The following is a 22354-nucleotide window of genomic DNA, read 5'->3' on the forward strand; positions in this document are numbered from 1 at the left end:
TAACTTTATGAAAAACATGAACATATCATCTGCTCACAGAGTGTGCTTATCCCTAAGATGTAGCATGATCTCCGTTGCTACCGTTTATCGTTTTTGTTAATCCGCCCGGTTATTTCCAGACTACTCCTTTGTGATTAAAAATACACACTCTGCGCAGGGGATAATACTTTATTAACTTTTGTTAGCGTTTTTGAAATTAAAAACAATGTCAGACGGGATAATAATAACGCATTGAAAAATATGAGATGGTGCAGTTATATTTGATCTGGCACAATTTCTGTATTTTCTGGCAGTAACCTTAACCTTTTTATTTTTTCATTATTGTAATAATTGTTACCAATATATAACGAAATAATGCAAGGTTAAGATTTATCTTCTACTGACAATATTGCTTAAGTAAAGAATAATGTTCTGCCTGAATACGGTAGCGGTAAACCGGCCTGCCTGTGACGCCATAATGGATGCTGGTAACCAGAATATGACAGTTGACCAGCCAGATAAGGTATTTTCGGCAGGAGACGCGAGAGATATTCACCGCATTTGCCAGCTCATCGGTTGAAAACTCATAATCCTGATGTGCATCTATCCACTGACATAATGTGCGCAGCGTCTGCGGCGTCAATCCTTTCGGCAGGCGGCGGGTGTCCTGCTCACTGGACGCATTACCGTGAATCAACTGGTCCAGCTCTGACTGTTCATAATACTGGTGCTTGTCCATGTCCCTTTTCTTTTGTAACCAGTTAGTGAGGGCTTCTTCAAAGCGGGAGGCCTGAAACGGCTTGATTAAGTAATCAACGACGCCGTAGTGCAGCGAGTCCTTAATCGTCATGGCATCGGCAGCGGAAGAGATGACAATAACATCGCTTTTGCAGCCAGCGGCATGCAGCAGAGGGAGCAAATCCAGCCCGTTCTCTTTCTGCATGTAAATATCCAGCAAAATAAGGTCAATCTGAACATCGCTATGAAAAATAACCTCTTTGGCTTTTTCCAGCGTTGAGGCGGTTCCGCAGCACTGAAAACCGGGGATCTGTGCGACATAGCGGCGGTTTAACTCCGCGACCATAGCGTCGTCATCGATAATAAAGACATTGATCATGTGCTGGTCCTCTCCCCATCCCAGGGTATTTGTACAAAAAATTGTGTGAAAACGCCAGGTTCGGATTCCACAAAAATATTGCCACCAAGACTTTCAACTTGTTGTTTAACAAGCGCTAAACCAACGCCGCGTTCAGTTCCTTTAGACGAGACGCCTTTATCAAAAATAGCGTCAAGGCGGTGCGGTTCAATGCCGGGACCATCGTCACTCACTTCACAATGTAGCCAACCATTGCGATAGTATAAGGAGACGCTGATCTCACCTCCTGACTGCTGTGCTAACGCGTCGATCGCGTTTTCAATCAGATTTCCGAGCGCGGTAATCAATACCGCAATTTGATCTTCATTGCCGCTGTCCGGTACCTGGCTGTCATGGCTAATCAACAGTTTGTGCCCTGAATCGGATGTGCGATTAATCTTACTAAGTAAAAAGCCAGCAATGACCGGCGATCTAATTTTGCCTAACAGTGAGCCGATCTCTTCCTGATAGTTGTTTGCCGTCTTAATAATATAGTCTTCAAGCTGCTTATAACTCTTCAGATGTAACAATCCCAGAATCACATGTAATTTATTCATGAATTCGTGGGATCGTTCACGGAGTGAGTCGGCATAGTTCACCATTCCATCCAGTCGCTGCATCAACTGGCGAACTTCCGTTTTGTCCCTGAAGGTGGAGATCGCGCCAATAATCTTGCCGTCGCTGCGAACCGGGACGGTATTAATGAGCAATAAGCGGTCTTTGATGTTGATCTCTTCGTCGCGGTGCGGCGTACCGTCGCGCAGCACTTCGCTGAGATCCACCACCTGCGACCAGGCATGACTGAGCGTGGAAAACTGGGGGTCGTCCTGTGACTTACGGTAGTTCAGCAACTCCTGGGCGGCCTCGTTGATTAACGTCACCTCGCCTTTGTCGTCAACGGCGATGACCCCCTCTTTGATTGACTGCAGCATCGCCTGGCGCTGTTCAAACAGGGTAGAAATTTCATACGGCTCCAGGCCAAACAGGATGCGTTTGAGCACTTTCACCAGCACCCATGTTCCCAGCAGGCCAACCAGCACGCCAAAAAGTACGGACCAGATGATGCTGCCGCGACTGTTGTTAATCTGTTCGGTCACCCGACTCAGTTCCAGACCGATCGCCACCACCCCAATCTGGCGGTGATTATCGTCATAAATGGGGGTGAAAACGCGCAGCGCCTGGGCGAGGAAGCCCCGGTTGATGGCGATATTCTCTTTGCCATCCAGCGCCAGCAAAATGTCGTCGCCTTTAAATGGCTGCCCGATGCGCTGAGCTTCCGGGTGGGAATAACGCAGGCTCTTCATGTCGGTGACAACAATGAACAGCATATCGTTTCGCTTGCGCACCGCTTCGGCAATCGCCTGAATCCCGCTATCCTCGGGTTTTTTCATCAACCCCGCACGGATCTCCGGCGAATCTGCCAGCGTCCGGGCAACGGCCAGCGCTTTATCTGCTAACGCATCACGCGTCATGTGGCTGATTTGTGAAAAGTAGAACAGATGGACGACCAGCAAGACAGAAAATAACACGGCGCTGACCATCAATATCACCGTCGTACCGAGTTTCATCGGCCGTTCACGTAGCTTGCGGCAAGGCAGGGAATGTCTCATGGTGGTCCCGGGGTCACTGTTCGTGTGGGTATTATCCCTATTGGGACGCGTAATTCAAAGGTGGCAGGGAAAATCACCTCAGCCGCGATGTCATTATCGCACGCATCCGGTCAGCAACCTGCGGCAATATAATCGCCATTGGCGCTTATCGGAATCACCGTTAAGAACAGAACTGTGGCAAACAGGATCAGCACTACGCCACCGACAATTTTTGCCGCAGGCGCAAGCCATTTCAGAGCAGGATGTCCCGCGCCGAACCACGCGAGTGTCTGATTTCGGGCATAGCGTACTGCCAGAGATAGCCCCATGATCGACAACGCGGTGCCAAAGGACATGGTCATCACCGCTGCAATGCCCCAGGTAACAATGCCGAGGGCATTGGAAAACAGCAGGATCATGATAGCCCCACTACATGGCCGGGCGCCGATGGCGAGAATCACCCCCAGCCGGGTTTTCCAGTTGCCATCCGCCTGCGTCTGCCCGACGCCGTGATGCCCACAGCCGCACTGTTCGTCATGGTTGTGCAGGGGGCTAAACCGGGTGAAGGTGATGGGGCGAAAAGATTTAACGGCCTGATAAATGAGAAACGCGCCGAATGCGGCGATCAGCACAGCGCTAATTTTCTCCACGTACCATCGGCTGGTGCTCAAATCACCGGATGCCAGGTTAAAGCCTATCGCGAGGATAAACACAAACAGAATCGCGCTGACCCCTTGCATCAGGCTGCCAATAAAAGGCACGACCCGTGCGGCCAGCAGGCTTTCCTTATTGGTACTCAGATAGGTCGTCACGATGAACTTTCCGTGTCCCGGTCCAATGGCATGCAGCACACCATACAGAAAGGCTCCCGTCAGTAACCAGAAACCTCCGCTGTACTGATGATTATTCAACTGCAGCAGGTACATCACCAGATAACGGTGCAGGGTGATTTGCGTGGCCAGACACCACTGAATAAACGCACTCCAGTGCAGATGCAGGGTATAGCCGATCCCGAACAGTGTCAGGGTCAAAATACCTGCCAGCGACAGGCGCAGAGAGGAATGGTGTCCGGATACGATCATGATTCAGTCTGGCTTTGAGGATAATGAAACAGTATAGCCAGTTTACGGTAAGAACCCAGTTCACGCAGCGGGCTCTCTCTTTTCTATAATAAATAATTATATTTTTGCTAAATAATCATGAAAAAATAATATGATCGCGAACGTCAGGAATGTCACTTTTTCACAGGAGTGATTTTTTAGCACGCTACACGGAATATGAATTTTATTGCGCCAGCCTGCAGGATATTCTTGCGTAGTATATTTTAATGCACAGCGAATAGGCCGCTGTTGTTCTATTTTTATCTCTTTTTTGTATCCAAAAATGTCATCTTCAGTTAAATCAGTGCTTTTTATCTGTCGATAAATGTTAGGCAGATCAGGGTTTTTCCACTTAATTTCTCCATAAAACGTCGCTTGATCATAATCAACCATCAGCCGTGTTTAGCCCTTTATGATTACTTATTAATAATAACTATGGATGCAATGTGAGAAATAAAGATGGAAATAAAAAAGTGGCTAAACACAACACTGTCCCGACGGGATGCGGTGACGGGCACCGCAAAAATAGGTGCCGCCGTTGCGCTGAGTAATGCGATTACGTTGCCTTTCTCTACCACCGCACAGGCCGAAACGACTGCAGCATCAACGCAAGGCGGCAATGGCGAAACCGTTCGCCACAGCGCCTGTCTGGTTAACTGCGGCAGTCGTTGTCCGCTGAAAGTGATCGTTAAAGATGACCGTATTGTGCGTATTGAACCGGAAGACGCAAAAGACGACGCGGTATTTGGCGAACACCAGATTCGTCCGTGTTTACGCGGGCGTTCCAGTCGCTGGCGGGTATATAGTCCGGATCGGATTAAATATCCGATGAAACGTGTAGGTAAACGTGGCGAAGGGAAATTCAAACGTATTTCCTGGGATGAAGCAACAGCATTTGTTGCTGCAGAATTAAAACGCGTGACAGAAAAATATGGCCGTGAGGCAATTTATTATAATTATCAGTCGGGCGCTTATTACCATACCCAGGGAACGCCAGCCTGGAAACGTCTGTTAAATCTTACTGGCGGCTATTTAAATTATCATAACACCTATTCCACGGCACAAATTGCTACCGCTACGCCCTATACCCACGGCGTGTATGTCGGGAGCCACTTTACCCAAATTGCCCATTCCGATCTGGTGGTCCTGTTTGGTCTGAATTTGTCTGAAACACGCATGTCCGGTGGTGGACAGGTAGAAGAGTTACGTCGCGCGCTGGAAGTCTCAAAGGCGCGGGTGATTATTATCGATCCGCGTTATACCGACTCGGTAGTGACCGAGCATGCCGAGTGGCTGCCGATTCGCCCGACGACCGATGCTGCGCTGGTAGCCGGTATTGCGCACACCCTGATCACCGAACAGTTGATTAATGAGGCTGAGGTGAATAAATACTGCGTGGGCTATGACAGCAGTACGCTGCCTGAAGGCGCTGCGCAGAATGCCAGTTATAAAGACTACATACTCGGGAAGGGCGATGACGGCATCGCGAAAACACCGGAGTGGGCGGCTGAGATCACAGGGCTTCCGGCAACGCGCATTCGCCAGCTGGCGCGTGAGATCGCCTCAGCCCGTGCCTGCTACATTTGTCAGGGGTGGGGACCACAGCGTCATGCCAATGGTGAGCAAACCGTGCGCGCCATTCAGACGCTGCCCGCGCTAACGGGCCACTTTGGCCTGCCGGGAACGAACAATGGTAACTGGCCTTATGGCACCCCGTATGGTGTACCGCTGTTACCGATTTTGACCAACCCGATCAAAACCTCTATTCCGTGCTATCTCTGGACGGATGCGATTCAACGTCCGGAAATCATGACGGCCACCACGATGGGCGTGAAGGGGGCGGACAAACTGAAAACCGGCATTAAGTTGTTCTTCAACCAGGCCGGTAACACGTTGTTGAACCAGCACGGTGAAACCAACCGTACGCGCAAAATTCTCGCGGATGAAAGTTTGTGCGAAACCATTATCGTCATTGAAAACCACATGACGCCAAGCGCGAAGTACGCCGATCTCCTGCTGCCGGAAACCAGCTATCTCGAAGCAGAAGATCTGGTGGATAGCTCCTATGCCACCGGTTCTCACAACTACATGATCGCCTTGCAGAAAACGGTCACGCCGATGTGGGAAGTGCGTAGCACCTACGATATCTGTGCCGATATCGCCGGTCATCTGGGCTTACGTGAGCAGTACACCGAAGGGCGGACACAGGCGCAGTGGGCAGAAATGCACTACCAGCAGGTCCGAGAGAAACGTCCGTATCTGCCGGAATGGTCGGTAGCGAAAGAGATGGGGGTCATCGACCAGCGTATCGCGACAGACAAACAGAGCCTGGCGTTTGCTGATTTCCGTGCCGATGCCGTGGCCAATCCGCTGACCACGCCGTCCGGCAAGATTGAGATCTACTCGCAGGCGCTGGCCGATCTCGCGAAGGCGTGGACGCTGCCGGAAGGCGATCGCATCCCGGCGGTACCGGAGTTCTGCGCGGTGGCAGAGTCGCATCTGAACAAAGCGCTGACCGCGAAGTATCCGCTGCAGTTAAGCGGTTTTCACACCAAAGGGCATACCCACTCAACTTATACCAACGTGCTGATGCTGCATGAAGCGGTACCGGATGAAGTGTGGATCAACCCGATAGACGCCAGTGCGCGTCAGCTGAACTCAGGCGATCTGGTACATGTGTTCAACGATCGCGGCGTGGTGGCGATTCCGTGCAAGGTGACCCAGCGCATTCTGCCGGGCGTGGTGGCGATGCCACAGGGGGCGTGGACCCGTCTGGACAGCAACGGTGTGGACGTTGGCGGGTGCATCAACACTCTGACCAGTCACCTGCCGTCGCCGTTGGCGAAAGGGAACCCGCAGCATACCAACCTGGTTGAAATCAAACGCGCTTAAGGAGTGATCCGCAATGAAACAGTATGGCTTTTATGTTGACTCCTCGCGCTGCTCAGGCTGTAAAACCTGCCAGGTCAGCTGTAAGGATAATAAGGATCTGGACGTCGGTCCGAAATTCCGCCGGGTCTATGAATACGGCGGCGGCAGTTGGGTGAAAGAAGGGGAAAGCTGGCACAACGACACCTTTACCTATTATCTCTCTATCGCCTGTAACCACTGTGATGAGCCGGTTTGCGTATCCGGCTGCCCGACCGGGGCGATGCATAAACGCGAAGAGGACGGTCTGGTGCTGGTCGATGACAGCATCTGCGTGGGCTGCCGCTATTGTGAAATGCGCTGCCCGTATGGCGCGCCGCAGTTTGATGCTAAGGCCAAAGTGATGCGCAAATGCGACGGCTGCCTCGACCGGCTGGCGCAAAATCTGCGCCCCATCTGTGTGGACTCTTGCCCGCAGCGGGCGCTGGATTTCGGCCCAATCGATGAACTGCGCGCGAAATACGGTAGCGAGAACGAAATTGCGCCGCTGCCCGCCGCGTCGTTTACTCATCCGAACCTCATCATTAAGCCGCATCCGAAGGCCAAACCTACGGGCGATAAGGAAGGGGCCATTATGAACATGGGGGAGGTGCGCCATGCATGAGTTACCGCTGGTCTTTTTTACCGTCTTTACCCAAAGCGCGGTCGGCGCGTTTATTCTGCTGCTGATTGGCGGCACTCTGGGGCAGATCGAGGCGCGACGGATGGCCGTCGGCCTGTTCTGTGTCATGTGCCTGTTTGGCGTTGGGGTACTGCTGGGAGTAATCCACGTCGGGCAGCCGCTGCGTGCGCTGAATATGCTGCTGCGCGTAGGCCATTCGCCGATGAGCAACGAAATTGCGCTGTCGGCAGTGTTTGCCACGCTTGGCGGGCTGGGTTCTCTCGGTCTGCTGCTTAACCGTGGCGCGACCGCGCTGTGTAAAGCGCTGGTATGGCTGGCAGCGGTGGTGGGCGTGGTCTTTATCCTGGCGATCCCGCAAATCTACCAGTTGCCGACGGTGGTCACCTGGCGCACCTCGTATACGACGGTGATGATGGTGCTGACGCCGCTGATCGGCGGCGGCATTCTGGCCGGGCTGTTCGGGCTGCGTCTGGGCCTGTTGGTCAGCGTACTGGCGATTCTCGTCAGCTTCTGCCTGCGCCCTGGGTATGTTGCGACGCTGATGAGTGCGGACGACGCGTTAGCCGCGGCGCAAACCAGTTGGTTTACCGCACAAGCGGCGCTGCTGGCGGTGGGCATTGTTGGGGTAGTGACCTGGGCGCGACTGAAGTCCAGCGTCACCGTTCTGGCGATGACCGCCGTGGTCGTCATCGTGGCGGAGTTAGTGGGCAGGATTGCGTTCTACAATCTGTGGACGTTGCCGATGTAACCTGTGAGCGGCTTCGGCCGCTCTGTTTTCAGGAGGAGCCAGAGATGACCCCCGATGCTGTATTACCGAGGATCCTCGGTGCATTGTTTTACTACTCTCCCGGGCGACCGGAGGTAAAAGCGCTGTTCGATAGTCTGCCCATGCTGCCCGATCTGTATCCGTGGCGCGATCCGGCGCAGATTGCCAGGCTGTGTGACGACTGGCCGCTGCCTGATGATGAAGAACTGGCATGGCAATTTTCCGTACTGTTCGAGGGCCAGGGCGATATGCCCGCGCCGCCGTGGGGTTCCGTCTGGCTGGAGCGCGATAACCTGCTGATGGGCGATACCACCGCAGAATACCGCGCGTTTTTACTGTCGCAGGGAATGGCATTTGACTCGCGTCAGAGCGAACCTGAAGATCAGTTTGGCCTGATGCTGCTAGCCAGTAGCGCGCTGCTGGAGGCCGGCAAAGAGGCTGCGGTGAATCAATTATTCGCAGTGCATCTGCTGCCGTGGGGATATCGCTATCTGGAACGCGTGCAGGACAGTGCGGTGAGCCCGTTCTATGCACGTCTTGCCGCCGTCACCACGCTTTATCTGCAGGAGATGGCGCAGCAACGCGCGTTACAACCTGCGGTAAAACGGCTGTACTTCGGATGAACAAGTCAGAGAAATATTATCAGGCGCTGATGACGCACCGGCACGTCAGTCGGCGTGGGCTGTTTCGCGCGTTTGTCAGCGCGGCAAAGCACACTGCGCCGCAGGAGGCATCGTTGCCTCAACTCGCGCATTCGCTGCCGCCGGGAGCCCTGCCTGATGCGCAGTTCATCGCGCAATGTTCCCGCTGCAATCAATGTGTCGATGCCTGCCCGATGGGGATCCTGACCCGTCACGAAGACGGCTACCCGCAACTGGCGATTGAATATGCCAGTTGCGATGGCTGTGGTTTATGCATTGCCGCCTGCCCGAGCGACGCGCTGTGCGTACAGGTTCGTTTTGATACTGGCCTGCGCCCAACCTTCAGCTCTGCCTGCGTTAATCCGGTACGTCCGTGCAATCAGTGTATCGAAGCATGCCCGGAACAGGCCTGTACCCTCGGTCCGATGGGGATCCCCGTGCTGGACAGCGAGCGTTGTACAGGCTGCGGTGAATGCCGGGTACAGTGTCATGTTGATGCCGTCAGCCTGAGATAACTTTCCCGCCGGAATTTTCACCTTCACTATTCCAATTATTTCCCGAATTATTATTTTATTGCCGATTTAATTGTGAATTATCCTGGTTTTTTGCCACATTTTAAATTTATATTCGCTAAAAACCCATCATGTATTTAGGATTAATCACACCGCTTCGCGAGATATAAATCCACCTTCCTTTATTCTGCGAGTTAACAATGCGTATCTATTCCACAGCAAATGTAATGCTTTGAGTGGAAATTTTGATTTGGTAGCATTTTCATCAGTTCAAAGGAGTGGTGGTAATTAATATTATTGCATATTTAATTATTACCAGAACATTTCCAGAACAAAACCAAGAGTTGATTACAGCAGAAAGAAATAATGATTGCGACGTGATGACTCTTTATTTCTCAGGATATTGGTACAAACAGGATATTGTTATGAAAATGAATAAAGTTGCTATGGCTGTTGCCTTCACCGCGGCTCTGGGTTCTATGTCTGTTTTAGCTGACACCACAAATGGCGTGATTGAATTCCAGGGTGAACTGGTGAATACCGCCTGTGGTCTGGCTCCTGGTTCAAGCCCGGTAACCGTTGATTTTGGTCAGATTCCTGTTTCTGCGCTGGCTAACGGCGCACGCGCCGGAAACGTACACCAGAACATCGAACTGCAACACTGCGACATCACTGTAGCGCAAACTGCAGAAGTGACTTACACCCCGACCAGCACTAACCCAACTGACGCCACTCTGGCGGCCTTTACTTCCGGCACCGCGTCTGGCGCGGGTATCGGCCTGCGTGACAGCGCCAGCCAGGATGTGGTGTGGGGCACTGCAACAACACCTGTCCAGCTGGTTAACGGCACCAACACCATTCCGTTTGTGGCGTATGTGAAAGCAGAAAGCGCAAGCGCAACCGTGGCTGCCGGCTCCTTCCAGTCCACAGTGAACTTCGAAATTGCGTACCAGTAATTGACCTGACGTCTTGAGTGCGGGACGCGTTCCCGCACTTTCTTCACCGCAGGCATCGTACCAGGGAGGGACAAAGTGAAAATAAATAATACGCTCCTTATCGCAGTCTGTTGTTGCGCTCTGGTCGGCTCGGCTTCAGTTTCAGCCTCCTCCGTCACGCCGGGTAAATTAGCGATGAGCGGCGAACTGATTGAGGCGGCATGCAGTCTTGACCCGAACAGTCGGGATATTGAGGTTGAGTTTGGCAATGTTTCTGCCAGCCTGATTAATCGCAATGATGAAGGCAATATTACGCGGCCAGTACTGATACGCCTGACCGGGTGTTCCGTGGTGAAGCGGGGCAACGATGGTTCCCTTTATCCTTATGCTTCGGTCACCTTTATGGGCAATGCGGCAGCAGCCGATCCCACCACATTATTAGTCAGTGGTGATGCCGATGGCTTTGGTATTCGTTTGCGTGACAGTCAGGGTGAAATATTAACCCTGGGGCAGCCCTCTCCGGGATATGAACTTAACGAGACGGATAACGTATTAGAATTTTCCGCATCGCTGGTGCCAATTCAAAAATATATAAAAGCGGGCGAATTTACTGCCGTTGCGCAGTTTTTTATGGATTACCACTAACAGCATAACAATAACCTGGCAGGAAGCAGGACGTTTTTAACGGATTTATTCGGGACGAAAATCATGTCGGTAAAAATAAAAAAACCTATAACGATGATTGCTCTTCTGGTAATGAATAGCTGTTATGCAGCGACGGCCAGTGCGGAGGAGAGCGTTGAGTTTAATACCGATGTCCTGGATGCTGCGGAGCGTACCCAGATTGATCTGTCGCGTTTTGCAACCGACAACTATGTCACCCCTGGCGATTATTTGCTGGATATCCGTATTAACGGTCAGCCGGTCGGCCAGGAGAAAATTCGCTATATCGATGCTCCCGAAGGCAAACGCACGCTGCCGTGTATCAGCGGCGATCTGCTGGACAAACTGGCACTCAAAGACGATGCCCGCGCGCAGGTTACCCAACTTTATGAGAATTGCTACTCCCTGCAAAGCCTGCCGGGGGCGAAATTAAGCAACTACGCCGGCGTGCTTGAAATCACCGTGCCGCAGGCGTGGATGAAGTATAACGATCCTAACTGGACGCCGCCTGAGCGTTGGGATGACGGGATCGCGGGTCTTCTGTTTGACTACAGCCTCAACGGACAACTCACCCGCCAGTTCAACGGTCAGGAAAACTACAGTGCGGTTTCAGGTTACGGCCAGGCGGGCGCGAACATCGGCGGCTGGCGTGTGCGCGGTGAATATCAGACCAGCTATTACAGCCAGAACCATCAATTCGATTTCGACTGGAATCAAATCTACGCCTACCGTCCTTTACCGATGATGGCAGCGAAACTGACGTTAGGTGAGATCTACCTGAATTCGCAGGTTTTCGATACCGTGCGTTTTACCGGGGTCAACCTTGCCAGTGATGAGCGGATGCTGCCACCGGCGTTACAGGGATATGCGCCTGAAATTCACGGTATCGCCCGCACCAACGCCAAAGTGACCGTCAGCCAGAGTGGGCGCGTCATCTATGAAACGACCGTGCCCGCCGGACCGTTCAACATTCAGGATTTGCGCAGCTCAGTGCGCGGCACGCTTGATGTGCGCGTTGAAGAGCAGGACGGCTCGGTCTCCACTTTCCAGGTGAACACCGCCAATATTCCGTATCTCACGCGTCCGGGCTATGTTCGTTACAACATCTCAGGCGGTACGCCGTCCCGTTACAACCATAAAATGCAGGGCCCAACGTTCCTTTCAGGCGATTTTTCCTGGGGGGTCAGCAACGCGTGGTCGCTGTACGGCGGCTTACAGTCTTCGGGTGAAGAGTACACCGCGGCGTCGTTGGGTATCGGCCGCGACCTCTATGCGTTTGGCGCCATTTCCATTGATGCCACCGAATCGTGGAGCCGTGAGCCTGACGGCGAACGTCTGAAAGGCACCTCTTACAAGTTGAGCTACGCCAAAACCTTCGACGAATACAACAGCTCTATTACCTTTGCGGGCTACCGCTTCTCGCAGGAAGACTTCCGCACAATGGCGCAGTATCTCGATGAACGCTATCAGGGATACGACCACATCGGGCGCGAAAAAGAACTCTATACCATCACCGGGAATAAAACCTTTTGGGCCGGCGAAGCGGGGAAGGCGACGACCGTCTTCCTGACCTGGACGCACCAGAACTACTGGGATAAGCGTAGCCAGGATCGCTACGGCATGTCTGTGGGGCGCGCTTTCCGCATTGGCGACATCAACGGTATCACCGCCAACCTGTCCGCTTATCGTACCGATTACAAAGGGCGCAAAGACGACTCGATCTCCTTCTCGCTGTCGGTGCCGATTGGCGACAACAAATGGGCGGGGCTGGATATCCAGACCAACAACGGTAAAACCAGCCCGATGGCGTCCTACACCGACAGCAGTGATTACAACAACTTGTGGCGCATCCGTGCCGGCGCCAGCCAGAGCGGTAACGTCAGCGCTGATGGTTATTACCAGCATCGTTCGCAACTGGCGGAAATCAATACCAACGCCAGCTATCAGCAGAGCGAGTACATGGCGCTGAGCACCACTCTGCGCGGCGGTTTCACGGCGACCCGCCACGGCGCGGCGATGCATAACAGCGGCGCGACGATCAATACGGCCCGCGTCATGGTGGATACCAACGGCATTGGCGGCGTTCCGCTCAACGGTAAGAAATCGCGGACTAACCGTTACGGCATTGCCGTGGTGCCGGATGTGGTGAGTTACAACAGTTTTGACACCCGCGTGGACGTGGATGCAATGGACAGCGATGTCGAACCGTCAAAAGCCATCAGCACGACAACCCTGACGGAAGGCGCGATTGGTTATCAGGCCTTCGGCATGGCGAAAGGGATGAAGATGATGGGGACGTTACGCCTCGCCGATGGCAGCGTACCGCCCTTTGGCGCGGAAATTTACAACGCCGATGGGGTGAGCGTCGCAATGGTGCTGGAAGACGGGCAAGCCTGGCTTGCGGGGGTCAATGCGAACGAAACGCTGAACGTGATGTGGGGCGGCAAACAGCAGTGTCAGATAACGATCCCACCCGGTACAAACAACGGACCAGCGAACACGCTTATGCCGTGTCGTTAACCCGACAGAACGAGTTATCTCACTGTAATAAAAGGCCAAAAATGAGCAAGAAAAGACATAACGGATATCTGATGGCGGCGTGGGTGCTGTGCATGATGGGCGGTTACGCGCAGGCAGGGGTCTCTCTGGATCGGACCCGCGTCATTATTACGGAGAAAGAGGCGTCGTCGAGCGCCAATCTGTCTAACACCAGCCCGGATATTCCTTTCCTCGCCCAGTCGTGGGTCGAGGATGAGAAGGGCAACAAAATTACCTCGCCGCTGATTGTGTTACCGCCGCTACAGCGGATCAACGGGGGACAGAAAGGGATCGCGCGCGTGACCAAAACCGCCGGGATCGAAAAACTGCCGCAGGACAGAGAGAGCCTGTTCTACCTCAACGTCCGGGAGATCCCGCCGAAGCCGGATAAACCGAACACGTTGCAACTGGCCATGCAGTCGCGCATCAAGCTGTTTTACCGCCCGGCGGCGGTGATCCCGAAGACCCGAAGTGAAGTCTGGCAGGATCAGGTGGTGTTCCAGAAAAACGGCAACCAGATGACGGTACAGAATCCAACGCCTTATTACGTCACGATCCTTGGGTTGTCCAAAGGGGCCGGACAGAAAATCACTCAATTCCCTGGGATCATGATCGCGCCCAAATCGAGCCAACAATTTGCGGTAACGGACGGAAATGTCAGCCAGTTTTCCATGATGTACGTGAACGATTATGGCGGACACCCGGAGCTGAAGTTTCGTTGCGATGGCAACACCTGCAAAGCGCTTCCAACGGCGCAGCAGGGCTAACCTGGAGGAACCTGACAATGCAAAATCCATTTTCCACTGTGGCCCTCCTTGCGATGGGCGTGGCGTTTCAGTGCGGGGCAGAAGTGCCGGTGCAGCCACAACATAACGCTCAGGAACATGTCAGCGAAGACAGCGGCATTGTCCGGTTTCACGGCTCCGTGTTTGCCTCCCCCTGTGTGCTGATGACGCAAGGGCGCATTCAGGATGTCGAGATGGGTGAGATCAGCGCGCAGAATTTTCGCCAGGCGGGCGATCGCAGCGAGCCGGTACGCTTCAAATTGCACCTGAAGGATTGCCTGAAAGGGGCGTCGCAGTCGCGGGGGAGTCTGGCTTCCAGAACCACCGGGAATGACTGGCGTGCCTACAGCTCCGGGGAGCAGGCGGTACAAATGACCTTTGTTGGTGAATCCGATTTAAATAACGGGCAACTGCTACGCACCAACGGTACGACCCAGGGTGCGGGCGTGCGCCTGCTTGATAAGGACGGGAACGCGCTGGATGTCGGTCAGACGCATGCGCCCTGGCTGGTAAATTCCGGCGACAGCGAGCTGAATTTTATGGCGGCGCTGGAATCCACGGGATTGCATGTGAGCGCAGGCGACTTTAGCAGCCTGGTCCGCCTCAAGATGGAGTACTTGTAATGAAACTGTCAGGCCTGTTTCGCCGCAAAGTACCGGTCTTACTGGTGCTCAGCACGCTCGGTTTACCGGGCGCGGCGTGGTCCGCACTGGACGGTGAAATTGAACCGGTGAATGGGACCTATGACTATCTGATTAATATTAATAATCATGATATTACCTCCAACCAGGCAGGGGCGACCATTACTGACGAGTTTAATCTGGCAGGGATGTTCCAGGGACGTGCGTATTGTACACAGTCAATGGTGGATCAGCCGGTGTATTACATGGCGCAAGCGACGTTGACGCAATCCGGAATGACGGCGGGCTACCTCAAGCTCAACGACTATATGGACGTTAAAATTGAGATCTACATCGGTGGGAATCTGCAAGATTATAAAACCGTACCGTTTGATAACATCTCAAACGACGCCCATCAGAACTACTGCAACCCGCCCAGCACGATCCTTGACAACCAGTTTACCTCCGGTGCAAAGGGGAAGGTGACCTTTATGATCACCAAACCGATTATCAACGGGGTGAACCTGCAGGGTTCAGAGATCGCAAAACTCTTTGGTCGCCTGGGGCCGGGCGCAATGGGGCAAACTCCGCTTTCCCGCATCACCATCGCTTCCGGTGTCATCACCGTGCCGGATAAATGTACCGTCAATCAGGGGACGCCGATCGTCGTCGACTTCGGCAACATACCGGGGATCGGTAGCCGACTGAATGGCACCAATTACAGCCAAAACGTGCCGATTCATGTGAAGTGCGAGGGCGGCAGTTTTGCCCAGGGCGCACTGAATATCAAGCTGGGGATCCAGCAGGCCAATCCCGCATTTGATGACGGCAAGTACCTGAGTACGCAGGGAACAACGGATCGTTCCGAACTGGGCATTGCGCTGCGCGATCGTCAGGGGAATCCGGTGGCACCCAACACCTTCTATAACGTGCCGGGATTTGCCAATAACGAAGGCGACTGGAACCTGACTGCCGCGCCGGTGGCGAAATATACCACCTCCGTCATTCCGGAAGGTGAGTTCCATGCATCTGCAACGGTTGTGGCTGAATTCCAGTAAGGAGGGAAAATGCATCGCATAACAATGGTCTTTGCCGGTTTATTGACGACGCTCGCTCCGGCCCCGGTATGGGCGCTGGGGGAGTTGCTTGGCGGCGATCTCAGTTTTACCGGCGTGGTGATGGCCTACCCGTGCAGCATTGCGCCCGACTCAGAGCGGGTGCCGGTCGATTTCGGGAAAATATCGACAAAATCATTGTATATCAATGGGAAAACAGTACCGGTTCCGTTCACGATCAAATTAGAGGACTGCACACCCAGCGTCTTTAATTCGGTGACGGTGACGTTCGGCGGTATTGCCAACGGCAACCTGGCGGACCGACTGGCTATCAGCGCCACCTCGCCTGGCAATGCGGGCGGTATCGGCATTGGTCTGCTGGAGGAGGACGATACGCCTGTACGCCTGAATGTGGCGACCCGTCCGGCCGCGATCAGCGACACCATTTTGCGGCTTAACTTTCAGGCATTTGTTGAAGCGGAGCCGGATGCCTTAGCGAACGGTACGCTGACCACCGGACCTTTTACTGCCACGGCAAATTACACATTGAACTATCAGTAACGTCATCAACAGGGAATTGAGGCATGGTGTATCAGTGTTTTCTTTACAGTAAAGATCTCTTTTTTTCGCAAGGAATAAAAACAGTGATTGCCAGTTTGCTCGCAGAGCAGACGGACGTTTTTTACTCCTTGACGGATGATTACGCGCAACTGATTAAGCAATTACAAACCCGGGTTAATGATGACTGCTGCCAGTGGATACTCTGCGATCTGGATAGCCTGCCGCGTGAGCGGATCCGTGCGTTGAAGCTCATGAATAATTTCTATCAGCGTGAAAATAAGAGTCTGGTGATTTTATTAAGCGAGCACAACATGCCGCTGTTTTTCACGCTTTATTCGCTCTTGCCTCACGCTCACTGGTTATTGAAAAGCGAGAATCTTGCCAATACCACCCCTTTTTTTCAGGATTTATTGGATAACCGACGTCAGGGATGCTGCTTTAGCACCTCGCTGGTGAATTATACGCGCAGAAGACTGCACCGCCGGGAAGTGAATTATACGATTTCCGGCAATGAATGGTGGCTGATGGAAGAGATATTCAAAGGAAAATCGCTGTCGCAGATTTCCTGTGAGGTGAATATCGATGTCCGACGTCTGAGCTATATCAAGCGGCACTTAATGAAGCGGCTGAATATCAGAAACAACATTGCGTTATTCACGGTGTTTAAAGGAATTATGCCGTGAACCGTGAAAAATCTTTTCGGCACTGGCATTTGCCGAACGAGCGGTGCAAGTGATTGCACCATATTAAACCTAAGTAAGGAAAACAGAGATGAAAAAATTAACTGCAATTGAAGTGGCTAACGTTGTGGGCGGAACCTGTAAAACCTGCGAAACAACGTACCAGAACGTCACCATTGGTGGTGTGACCTCCTGTAAGGAACTGACGACCTGCACGGATAAGCACGGGACGACCACATCAATGAAAGATGCGAACGCCAGCAAGTGTGGTGGGGTTCCGAACCGCTACTAATTGGTTATAGCCTGGAGGTACCCGCGCCTCCAGGTTTATTCTTTCCGCAGCGAGAAGACTATGGCGACCCAATTTAAACGTATCACCATTATTAGCTATTCACTGTTTTTGATCGTTATCTCTTCGCTGATAACGGTGCTTTTCTATCATCTATTTGTCTTTAATACCTTTGCCACGGATGAATCACAAACGCAGGCATTTCGTGAAGTCAGCGCGGCGCAAATTGCGAAGAGTCCGATCAAAGACGCGCGCAGTATTATCGAAGTGATGTCTTACGGTTGCCATTATTGTGCGGCAAATGAAGAGAATCTGGCCGAATTTTCCCGCATGCTGCCGGCGGGCAGTTCATTTACTTCAATTCATATTACCAGCGAGAGTAGTGGCCTTGCCGCTTATGCCCCTATTTTTGCCACGCTGGAAGAAATGGGGATTGAAAAGAAAGTGCGCGACAGCGCCTATAACGCCGTTATTACGCGTAATGTCGATCTTGCCGATGAGAAAGTGCTGAATACCTGGCTGGAAAAAAATAATATTGATACGGAAAAGTTTAACACCCTGCGCCAGAGCGACGCGGTAAAAAACCGTCTCAGTATGATGGCCGCCATTACCGCACACTATGACATTAACGCGACGCCGATGTTTATAATCAATAAACGCTATGTGGTGGCTCAGGATAGCGAATTTCCTCAATTTGCGCAGCGCATGCTGCAATTGCTGAAAGAGGATAAATAATCCCGGTGGTCAGATTTTTTATTATCTGGAGCGTGTTTAGTGTTAAAAACAGCGCAGGATGGCTGTATGACGCGAAACGTGATTTTTCTCAGAGAGCACTGCTTCTGCTGCGAAAAATGGCGCGTTATTTGCCTCTGCCTGCTTTTTTGGCCGTCGCGAAAGGTCTCTGCGCACTACGGTTGCTGGGGCGTTCATTCCGCTTGCGCAATGCTGTGGCAAACGAGAACCTCCGCTGTCTGACCGGGCAAACAGGGCGGGTGGACGCAGCCTGGATCGCCGTGCGCCGCCGCCTGCTGGAAGAAGCCGCAACCTGGGGACAAAACCCGGTGCTGTTACAGCAGATCCGCGCCTGCGCGGCTGAACTCGATGCGGTGGTTGCACCGCTGCATCAGCAGAACATACCTTACATTCTGGCACCGCTACATACGGTGTCGGACATCCTGGCGGCGATGGTCGGTGCCTGCGTTACGCCAGGCAAAGCCAGCGTGGTGGTCTCTTCCAGCGCCGAACTCTATAACGCGCAGACCCGCGAGCTTGGCGGTATCAACCTCTCTTACTGCTCGATCCATCAGCAGAACAAAACGCTCGCTGGCGATCTGATAGGGCTCATCACCGATGTCGCCACCGGGCAGCAGAATATGATCATTTTTCCCGATATCTCGCCGGATTACACCCTGCAGGCCGAAGGGGCGCTGGCGGCGAAAATGCCGTGTCGTTTATTTGGCCGCAGCGCGAAGTTGCACAACGGCGTGGTGCGTCTTTCCGGGGTGATTGCGGCGCAGGTGGTGTTTTATCACCTCAGCTATGACAACGGCCTGCATATTCACATTCATCCGCCGGTGAGCAGCCAGAATGTCGCCCACGCGCTGCCTGACATTATTGAATCCACGCTGCGCGAATACCCACAGGAGTGGCTCCTTTGGCACAGCCATTCTCTCTTCTTTATTAATCACTGATGATAAAAATGACGACCACGATCCCGAATCTGATCTTTCAGGAAGAGACCAACGAGTGCGGCCTGGCGTGCGTAGCGATGCTGGCACAGACGCAGGGACAGCCCGTTTCGCTGGCAACCTTGCGAGAGCTGTTTCCGGCTTCCGATCATGGCACCTCGCTGGATACGTTGATGCGTATTCTGGCGCGACTGGGCATCGCGACGACGCCGGTCCTGTTTGAGCACGATGAGCTGAGTGACCTGCCGCTGCCAGCCATTTTGCATTACGGTGCAAGTCACTATGTCCTGCTGGCCTGGCGCAAAGGCAACCACGTGTGCGTGATGAATCCGGCGATTGGCGAGCAGTGGTTACCGTTTGCCGCGCTTAAGCAGGAGATCAGCGGTTATGCCCTGATTGTCGAACCTGAGCAGGCCGTTGCCGCAGATCCTGATTTACCGTTGTCGACAACCGCGCAGAGCGCGCCGCGGGCGATGAGCATGCAGGAAACCGCGGCGGTGCCAGGCATTTATCGTCTGATGCTGCTGACCTTCCTCGTCTCGTTGACGCTGTTTCTGATGCCGACGATGGTAAGCAACGCCATCAACCAGGCTTTTTCCAGTGTCGGGAACAGCGACTTCCCCTACGGTTGGTTTATCCTGGCGTTTGTCGTCTCTTCGCTGATGGCGCTGGGCGTGCGGGTCATTAGCGAGCGTTTTATCAAACGTTTTGTGCTGATCCACAGCGGCGTGGGGTTTTCCCGCCTGCTCCACAACCCGCTGCGATTTTTCGAAAAACGGGCGCCGGGTGAGATCTTTAGTCGCTTCACGGCCTGGCAGATTGGGCTGCTGCAAAAAATCGAACTGGATAACGGCCTGCGCTCCGACTGGGTGATCTGTGCGATCGCGCTGGCGATCATGTTCTGGATCGCCCCGGTGCTGGCGGCGATCTCCGCGGTCGGCGTGACGGTGATGGGGATCATCAGCATCTGGGCGGTGATCCGCGACCGCTGGTTCACCCAGCAACTGCAACTGAAAAGCGCCACGCTGAATGATTTTTTCATGGAGACCATTCAGGGCATTTTGACCGTCAAAACTGCCGGACTGGAAGGGCAGCGCCAGGGACAATTTGCCAGCTTCAGTCGCGATCTGTTTTCGTGTCTGCAACGCCAGAAGGTCTATCAGCAGGTGAAAGAGGGGCTGTATCAGCTCACCGGGAGCCTGGAGATGGTGGTGTTTATGCTGGTGGTTCTGCCGATGGTACACAGCAAACTGATCTCACTGGGCGATTTTTTTGCCTATAGCTTCCTGCGGCAAATCTTCACCTCCTACGTCACGCGGATCTTCTACGCCATTATTCAGAAATCGCAACTGAACGTGATCGACACGCGCGCCCATGCGCTGTTTGCGCCACGGGACGAGGAAGCGCCAGCCCCGCTGGCAGCGCACCCTTCCGCCGATACGGCGCCGGACCTGACGTTTGCATCGTTGTGCTACGGCTACGATCCTGCCAGGCCGGTGCTGTCGTCGGTTTCGCTGTCGCTGCGCGCCGGTGAGCAGATTGCGATTGTCGGCGAATCGGGTGCCGGTAAGAGCACTTTACTGCGCCTGATCGCCGGACTGTTTTCTCCGCAGGCAGGGGGCTGTTATGCCGCAGAGACGGCGCTCCCTTCGCAACAACTGGCACAGTTTGTCTGCCTGCAAAGTCAGGAGGACATTCTGTTTAACGCCTCCGTTCGTGAAAACATCACCCTGTTCGACGCGCACTACCGCGAACGCGACCGCGGGCGCATTGAGGCGCTGCTGGAGTCCCTCGCGCTGGGCGAAGTGGTGCGTGGATTGCCGGGCGGTATCGACGCCCTGATCCGCGAAAGCCATGCGGCGCTGTCGCTCGGTCAGCGTCAGCGGTTATTGCTGGCGCGTGCGCTGTACAGTTCACGTCCGGTGTTATTGCTCGACGAGCCGACCGCCAATCTTGACGATGACACCGCGGCCATTGTCATGGAGGCGATTCATGCTCATTGCCAGAAAGCGGGTAAGTCACTGATTGTCGTAACCCACAGCGATGCGATTCTGTCGCGGTTTCAGCGAGTTTATCAACTGACCGACGGCACGCTCAGCCCGCTGGAGGTCAACGTATGACGCCGAAATCGCGTTGGCTGCTGATCGGCGGTGCATTAGCGCTGGCCGTTGCGGTCGTGGGGGCATGGATGACGATGACCCCGGCTTCGCCGCAGGAGAATTTACCGCTGGAAACCATTGGCACAGGTGACATCGAAAAGGTGGTGCTGGTGACGGGGGTTCTGAAACCGGCGGTGCAGGTTAACGTCGGCGCGCAGGTCAACGGACAACTGCGCAAGCTGTACGTGCGCCAGGGCGAGAAGGTGCAGAAAGGACAACTGCTTGCGGAAATTGACCCCACGTTGCAGGAGTCAGATCTGAACAACACGCGCGCGCAACTGGCCAGCGCTAAAGCGCAGAAGCTATCGGCGCAGGCGACGCTGTTACGTTATCGCCAGGAACTGAACCGCCAGCGCATGATGCTGCGCGATGGCTCCGGCGTACGCAGCGAATACGAGCAGGCGAAGGCGCAATACGATGCGCAGGTGCAGCAAGTTGACGTGAGCGACGCACAAATTATACAGGCGGAAATGGCGGTGAATACGGCGCAGGCCAACCTCAGCTATACCCGCATTGTCGCCCCTGTCGACGGCGAAGTGCTGGGCATCGTCACCCGGGAAGGGCAGACCATCGTCTCCTCACAAACGGCACCGACCATTCTGGTGCTGGCGAACCTCGACACCATGCAGGTCCAGACGCGCATTTCTGAAGCCGACGTGCAAAAAATTCGTCCCGGTCAGCCATTGCGCTTTTACGTCATCGCCAATCCGGATAAGCGTTACACCAGTACGATGGGCTTTGTACAGCCTGCGCCGCAGGAAGCGCTGGAAGCACCCGGTGAAGGCGGAATGGGCGGCAAGCAACAGGCGATGGCGGTGTACTACACCGGCACCTTTGAAGTGCCCAACGCGGAGCGCGAACTGAAAACGTCGATGACGGCTCAGGTCTTTATCCAGATTGCCGAAGCAAAGAACGTAATACGTGTGCCGGTCGCGGCACTTGGGCAGGCGCTGGACACCGAGCGCTACACCATCACCACCGTTGAAGACGGGAAAACGCGTACCCGCACGATACGCATTGGGATCAACGACCGGCAATACGCCGAAGTGCTGGAGGGATTGCAGGTCGGCGATCGTGTCGTGCTGGCGCAGGACAGGGTGCGAGGATAG

Annotated in this window: 22 protein-coding genes; 18 read left to right on the forward strand and 4 right to left on the reverse strand. The window is 53.9% G+C overall.

Annotated features, from left to right (window positions below; translation table 11 throughout):
* Positions 1-376 precede the first annotated feature (376 nt).
* The 4 genes from dcuR to QNN88_RS18435 form a co-directional block, all read right to left on the reverse strand.
* A complete protein-coding gene (gene dcuR, locus QNN88_RS18420; RefSeq protein WP_414241483.1) occupies positions 377-1096 on the reverse strand; it encodes a two-component system response regulator DcuR in 720 nt (239 codons plus the stop codon).
* Positions 1093-2724 (reverse strand): sensor histidine kinase, encoded by a 1632-nt coding sequence (locus QNN88_RS18425; RefSeq protein WP_414241484.1) that lies wholly within the window; start codon positions 2722-2724, stop codon positions 1093-1095. The genes dcuR and QNN88_RS18425 overlap by 4 nt, the downstream gene beginning before the upstream one ends.
* Before the next feature lie 110 nt (positions 2725-2834).
* On the reverse strand, positions 2835-3785 hold the full coding sequence (locus QNN88_RS18430) for a nickel/cobalt transporter (protein WP_414241485.1): 951 nt from the start codon (positions 3783-3785) through the stop codon (positions 2835-2837).
* Between the two features lie 96 nt (positions 3786-3881).
* Positions 3882-4196, reverse strand: coding sequence for a hypothetical protein (locus QNN88_RS18435; RefSeq protein WP_414241486.1), 315 nt, complete (start codon positions 4194-4196; stop codon positions 3882-3884).
* A 66-nt stretch (positions 4197-4262) separates the two neighbouring features.
* On the opposite strand from QNN88_RS18435, the gene QNN88_RS18440 reads away from it, so the two are divergent.
* From QNN88_RS18440 to QNN88_RS18525, 18 genes are all read left to right on the forward strand, one after another.
* Positions 4263-6695, forward strand: coding sequence for a DMSO/selenate family reductase complex A subunit (locus QNN88_RS18440; protein WP_414241487.1), 2433 nt, complete (start codon positions 4263-4265; stop codon positions 6693-6695).
* A gap of 13 nt (positions 6696-6708) precedes the next feature.
* A complete protein-coding gene (locus tag QNN88_RS18445) occupies positions 6709-7335 on the forward strand; it encodes a DMSO/selenate family reductase complex B subunit (protein WP_414241488.1) in 627 nt (208 codons plus the stop codon).
* Positions 7328-8101 carry a dimethyl sulfoxide reductase anchor subunit family protein gene (locus QNN88_RS18450; protein WP_414241489.1) on the forward strand — a complete coding sequence of 258 codons (774 nt, stop codon included), beginning with the start codon at positions 7328-7330 and terminating at the stop codon, positions 8099-8101. Before QNN88_RS18445 ends, QNN88_RS18450 begins: the two co-directional genes overlap by 8 nt.
* Before the next feature lie 44 nt (positions 8102-8145).
* Positions 8146-8742: a molecular chaperone TorD family protein gene (locus tag QNN88_RS18455; RefSeq protein WP_414241490.1), complete on the forward strand. Its 597-nt coding sequence runs from the start codon at positions 8146-8148 to the stop codon at positions 8740-8742.
* The gene (gene napF, locus QNN88_RS18460) at positions 8739-9275 is read left to right on the forward strand and encodes a ferredoxin-type protein NapF (RefSeq protein ID WP_414241491.1); all 537 of its coding nucleotides are present in this window, start codon (positions 8739-8741) and stop codon (positions 9273-9275) included. The genes QNN88_RS18455 and napF overlap by 4 nt, the downstream gene beginning before the upstream one ends.
* A 422-nt stretch (positions 9276-9697) precedes the next feature.
* Positions 9698-10228 carry a fimbrial protein gene (locus QNN88_RS18465; protein WP_414241492.1) on the forward strand — a complete coding sequence of 177 codons (531 nt, stop codon included), beginning with the start codon at positions 9698-9700 and terminating at the stop codon, positions 10226-10228.
* A 75-nt stretch (positions 10229-10303) separates the two neighbouring features.
* Positions 10304-10852 carry a fimbrial protein gene (locus QNN88_RS18470; RefSeq protein ID WP_414241493.1) on the forward strand — a complete coding sequence of 183 codons (549 nt, stop codon included), beginning with the start codon at positions 10304-10306 and terminating at the stop codon, positions 10850-10852.
* Between the two features lie 63 nt (positions 10853-10915).
* Positions 10916-13390 (forward strand): fimbria/pilus outer membrane usher protein, encoded by a 2475-nt coding sequence (locus tag QNN88_RS18475; protein WP_414241494.1) that lies wholly within the window; start codon positions 10916-10918, stop codon positions 13388-13390.
* 41 nt (positions 13391-13431) lie between these two features.
* A complete protein-coding gene (locus tag QNN88_RS18480; RefSeq protein ID WP_414241495.1) occupies positions 13432-14175 on the forward strand; it encodes a molecular chaperone in 744 nt (247 codons plus the stop codon).
* A gap of 17 nt (positions 14176-14192) precedes the next feature.
* Complete coding sequence (locus tag QNN88_RS18485) at positions 14193-14816, forward strand: fimbrial protein (RefSeq protein WP_414241496.1); 624 nt, start codon at positions 14193-14195, stop codon at positions 14814-14816.
* On the forward strand, positions 14816-15871 hold the full coding sequence (locus tag QNN88_RS18490) for a fimbrial protein (protein WP_414241497.1): 1056 nt from the start codon (positions 14816-14818) through the stop codon (positions 15869-15871). The genes QNN88_RS18485 and QNN88_RS18490 overlap by 1 nt, the downstream gene beginning before the upstream one ends.
* Positions 15872-15880: 9 nt before the next feature.
* Entirely contained in the window at positions 15881-16429 is a 549-nt protein-coding gene (locus tag QNN88_RS18495) for a fimbrial protein (protein ID WP_414241498.1), read from the forward strand.
* A 23-nt stretch (positions 16430-16452) separates the two neighbouring features.
* A complete protein-coding gene (locus QNN88_RS18500) occupies positions 16453-17112 on the forward strand; it encodes a DNA-binding response regulator (protein WP_414241499.1) in 660 nt (219 codons plus the stop codon).
* 88 nt (positions 17113-17200) lie between these two features.
* Positions 17201-17401 carry a DUF4762 family protein gene (locus tag QNN88_RS18505; protein WP_104445957.1) on the forward strand — a complete coding sequence of 67 codons (201 nt, stop codon included), beginning with the start codon at positions 17201-17203 and terminating at the stop codon, positions 17399-17401.
* Positions 17402-17461: 60 nt separating this feature from the next.
* Positions 17462-18133, forward strand: a complete 672-nt coding sequence (locus QNN88_RS18510; protein WP_414241500.1) for a DsbA family protein — start codon at positions 17462-17464, stop codon at positions 18131-18133.
* 5 nt (positions 18134-18138) lie between these two features.
* Positions 18139-19089 carry an ABC transporter gene (locus QNN88_RS18515; RefSeq protein WP_414241501.1) on the forward strand — a complete coding sequence of 317 codons (951 nt, stop codon included), beginning with the start codon at positions 18139-18141 and terminating at the stop codon, positions 19087-19089.
* Between the two features lie 8 nt (positions 19090-19097).
* The gene (locus QNN88_RS18520; RefSeq protein ID WP_414241502.1) at positions 19098-21206 is read left to right on the forward strand and encodes a peptidase domain-containing ABC transporter; all 2109 of its coding nucleotides are present in this window, start codon (positions 19098-19100) and stop codon (positions 21204-21206) included.
* The gene (locus tag QNN88_RS18525; RefSeq protein WP_414241503.1) at positions 21203-22354 is read left to right on the forward strand and encodes an efflux RND transporter periplasmic adaptor subunit; all 1152 of its coding nucleotides are present in this window, start codon (positions 21203-21205) and stop codon (positions 22352-22354) included. The genes QNN88_RS18520 and QNN88_RS18525 overlap by 4 nt, the downstream gene beginning before the upstream one ends.

The organism is Citrobacter sp. ANG330, from assembly GCF_047467925.1.
In the GTDB taxonomy this organism is placed as follows: domain Bacteria; phylum Pseudomonadota; class Gammaproteobacteria; order Enterobacterales; family Enterobacteriaceae; genus Citrobacter_A; species Citrobacter_A amalonaticus_G.

What these genes read in the sequence shown, in the direction of transcription:
- QNN88_RS18465 (WP_414241492.1), top strand. Translation starts at nt 9,698, where the DNA reads ATGAAAATGAATAAAGTTGCTATGGCTGTTGCCTTCACCGCGGCTCTG.
- QNN88_RS18490 (WP_414241497.1), top strand. Translation starts at nt 14,816, where the DNA reads ATGAAACTGTCAGGCCTGTTTCGCCGCAAAGTACCGGTCTTACTGGTG.
- QNN88_RS18480 (WP_414241495.1), top strand. Translation starts at nt 13,432, where the DNA reads ATGAGCAAGAAAAGACATAACGGATATCTGATGGCGGCGTGGGTGCTG.
- QNN88_RS18450 (WP_414241489.1), top strand. Translation starts at nt 7,328, where the DNA reads ATGCATGAGTTACCGCTGGTCTTTTTTACCGTCTTTACCCAAAGCGCG.
- dcuR (WP_414241483.1), bottom strand. Translation starts at nt 1,096, where the DNA reads ATGATCAATGTCTTTATTATCGATGACGACGCTATGGTCGCGGAGTTA.
- QNN88_RS18440 (WP_414241487.1), top strand. Translation starts at nt 4,263, where the DNA reads ATGGAAATAAAAAAGTGGCTAAACACAACACTGTCCCGACGGGATGCG.
- QNN88_RS18510 (WP_414241500.1), top strand. Translation starts at nt 17,462, where the DNA reads ATGGCGACCCAATTTAAACGTATCACCATTATTAGCTATTCACTGTTT.
- QNN88_RS18455 (WP_414241490.1), top strand. Translation starts at nt 8,146, where the DNA reads ATGACCCCCGATGCTGTATTACCGAGGATCCTCGGTGCATTGTTTTAC.
- QNN88_RS18505 (WP_104445957.1), top strand. Translation starts at nt 17,201, where the DNA reads ATGAAAAAATTAACTGCAATTGAAGTGGCTAACGTTGTGGGCGGAACC.
- QNN88_RS18520 (WP_414241502.1), top strand. Translation starts at nt 19,098, where the DNA reads ATGACGACCACGATCCCGAATCTGATCTTTCAGGAAGAGACCAACGAG.
- QNN88_RS18500 (WP_414241499.1), top strand. Translation starts at nt 16,453, where the DNA reads ATGGTGTATCAGTGTTTTCTTTACAGTAAAGATCTCTTTTTTTCGCAA.
- QNN88_RS18430 (WP_414241485.1), bottom strand. Translation starts at nt 3,785, where the DNA reads ATGATCGTATCCGGACACCATTCCTCTCTGCGCCTGTCGCTGGCAGGT.
- QNN88_RS18475 (WP_414241494.1), top strand. Translation starts at nt 10,916, where the DNA reads ATGTCGGTAAAAATAAAAAAACCTATAACGATGATTGCTCTTCTGGTA.
- QNN88_RS18525 (WP_414241503.1), top strand. Translation starts at nt 21,203, where the DNA reads ATGACGCCGAAATCGCGTTGGCTGCTGATCGGCGGTGCATTAGCGCTG.
- QNN88_RS18425 (WP_414241484.1), bottom strand. Translation starts at nt 2,724, where the DNA reads ATGAGACATTCCCTGCCTTGCCGCAAGCTACGTGAACGGCCGATGAAA.
- QNN88_RS18485 (WP_414241496.1), top strand. Translation starts at nt 14,193, where the DNA reads ATGCAAAATCCATTTTCCACTGTGGCCCTCCTTGCGATGGGCGTGGCG.
- QNN88_RS18445 (WP_414241488.1), top strand. Translation starts at nt 6,709, where the DNA reads ATGAAACAGTATGGCTTTTATGTTGACTCCTCGCGCTGCTCAGGCTGT.
- napF (WP_414241491.1), top strand. Translation starts at nt 8,739, where the DNA reads ATGAACAAGTCAGAGAAATATTATCAGGCGCTGATGACGCACCGGCAC.
- QNN88_RS18435 (WP_414241486.1), bottom strand. Translation starts at nt 4,196, where the DNA reads ATGGTTGATTATGATCAAGCGACGTTTTATGGAGAAATTAAGTGGAAA.
- QNN88_RS18495 (WP_414241498.1), top strand. Translation starts at nt 15,881, where the DNA reads ATGCATCGCATAACAATGGTCTTTGCCGGTTTATTGACGACGCTCGCT.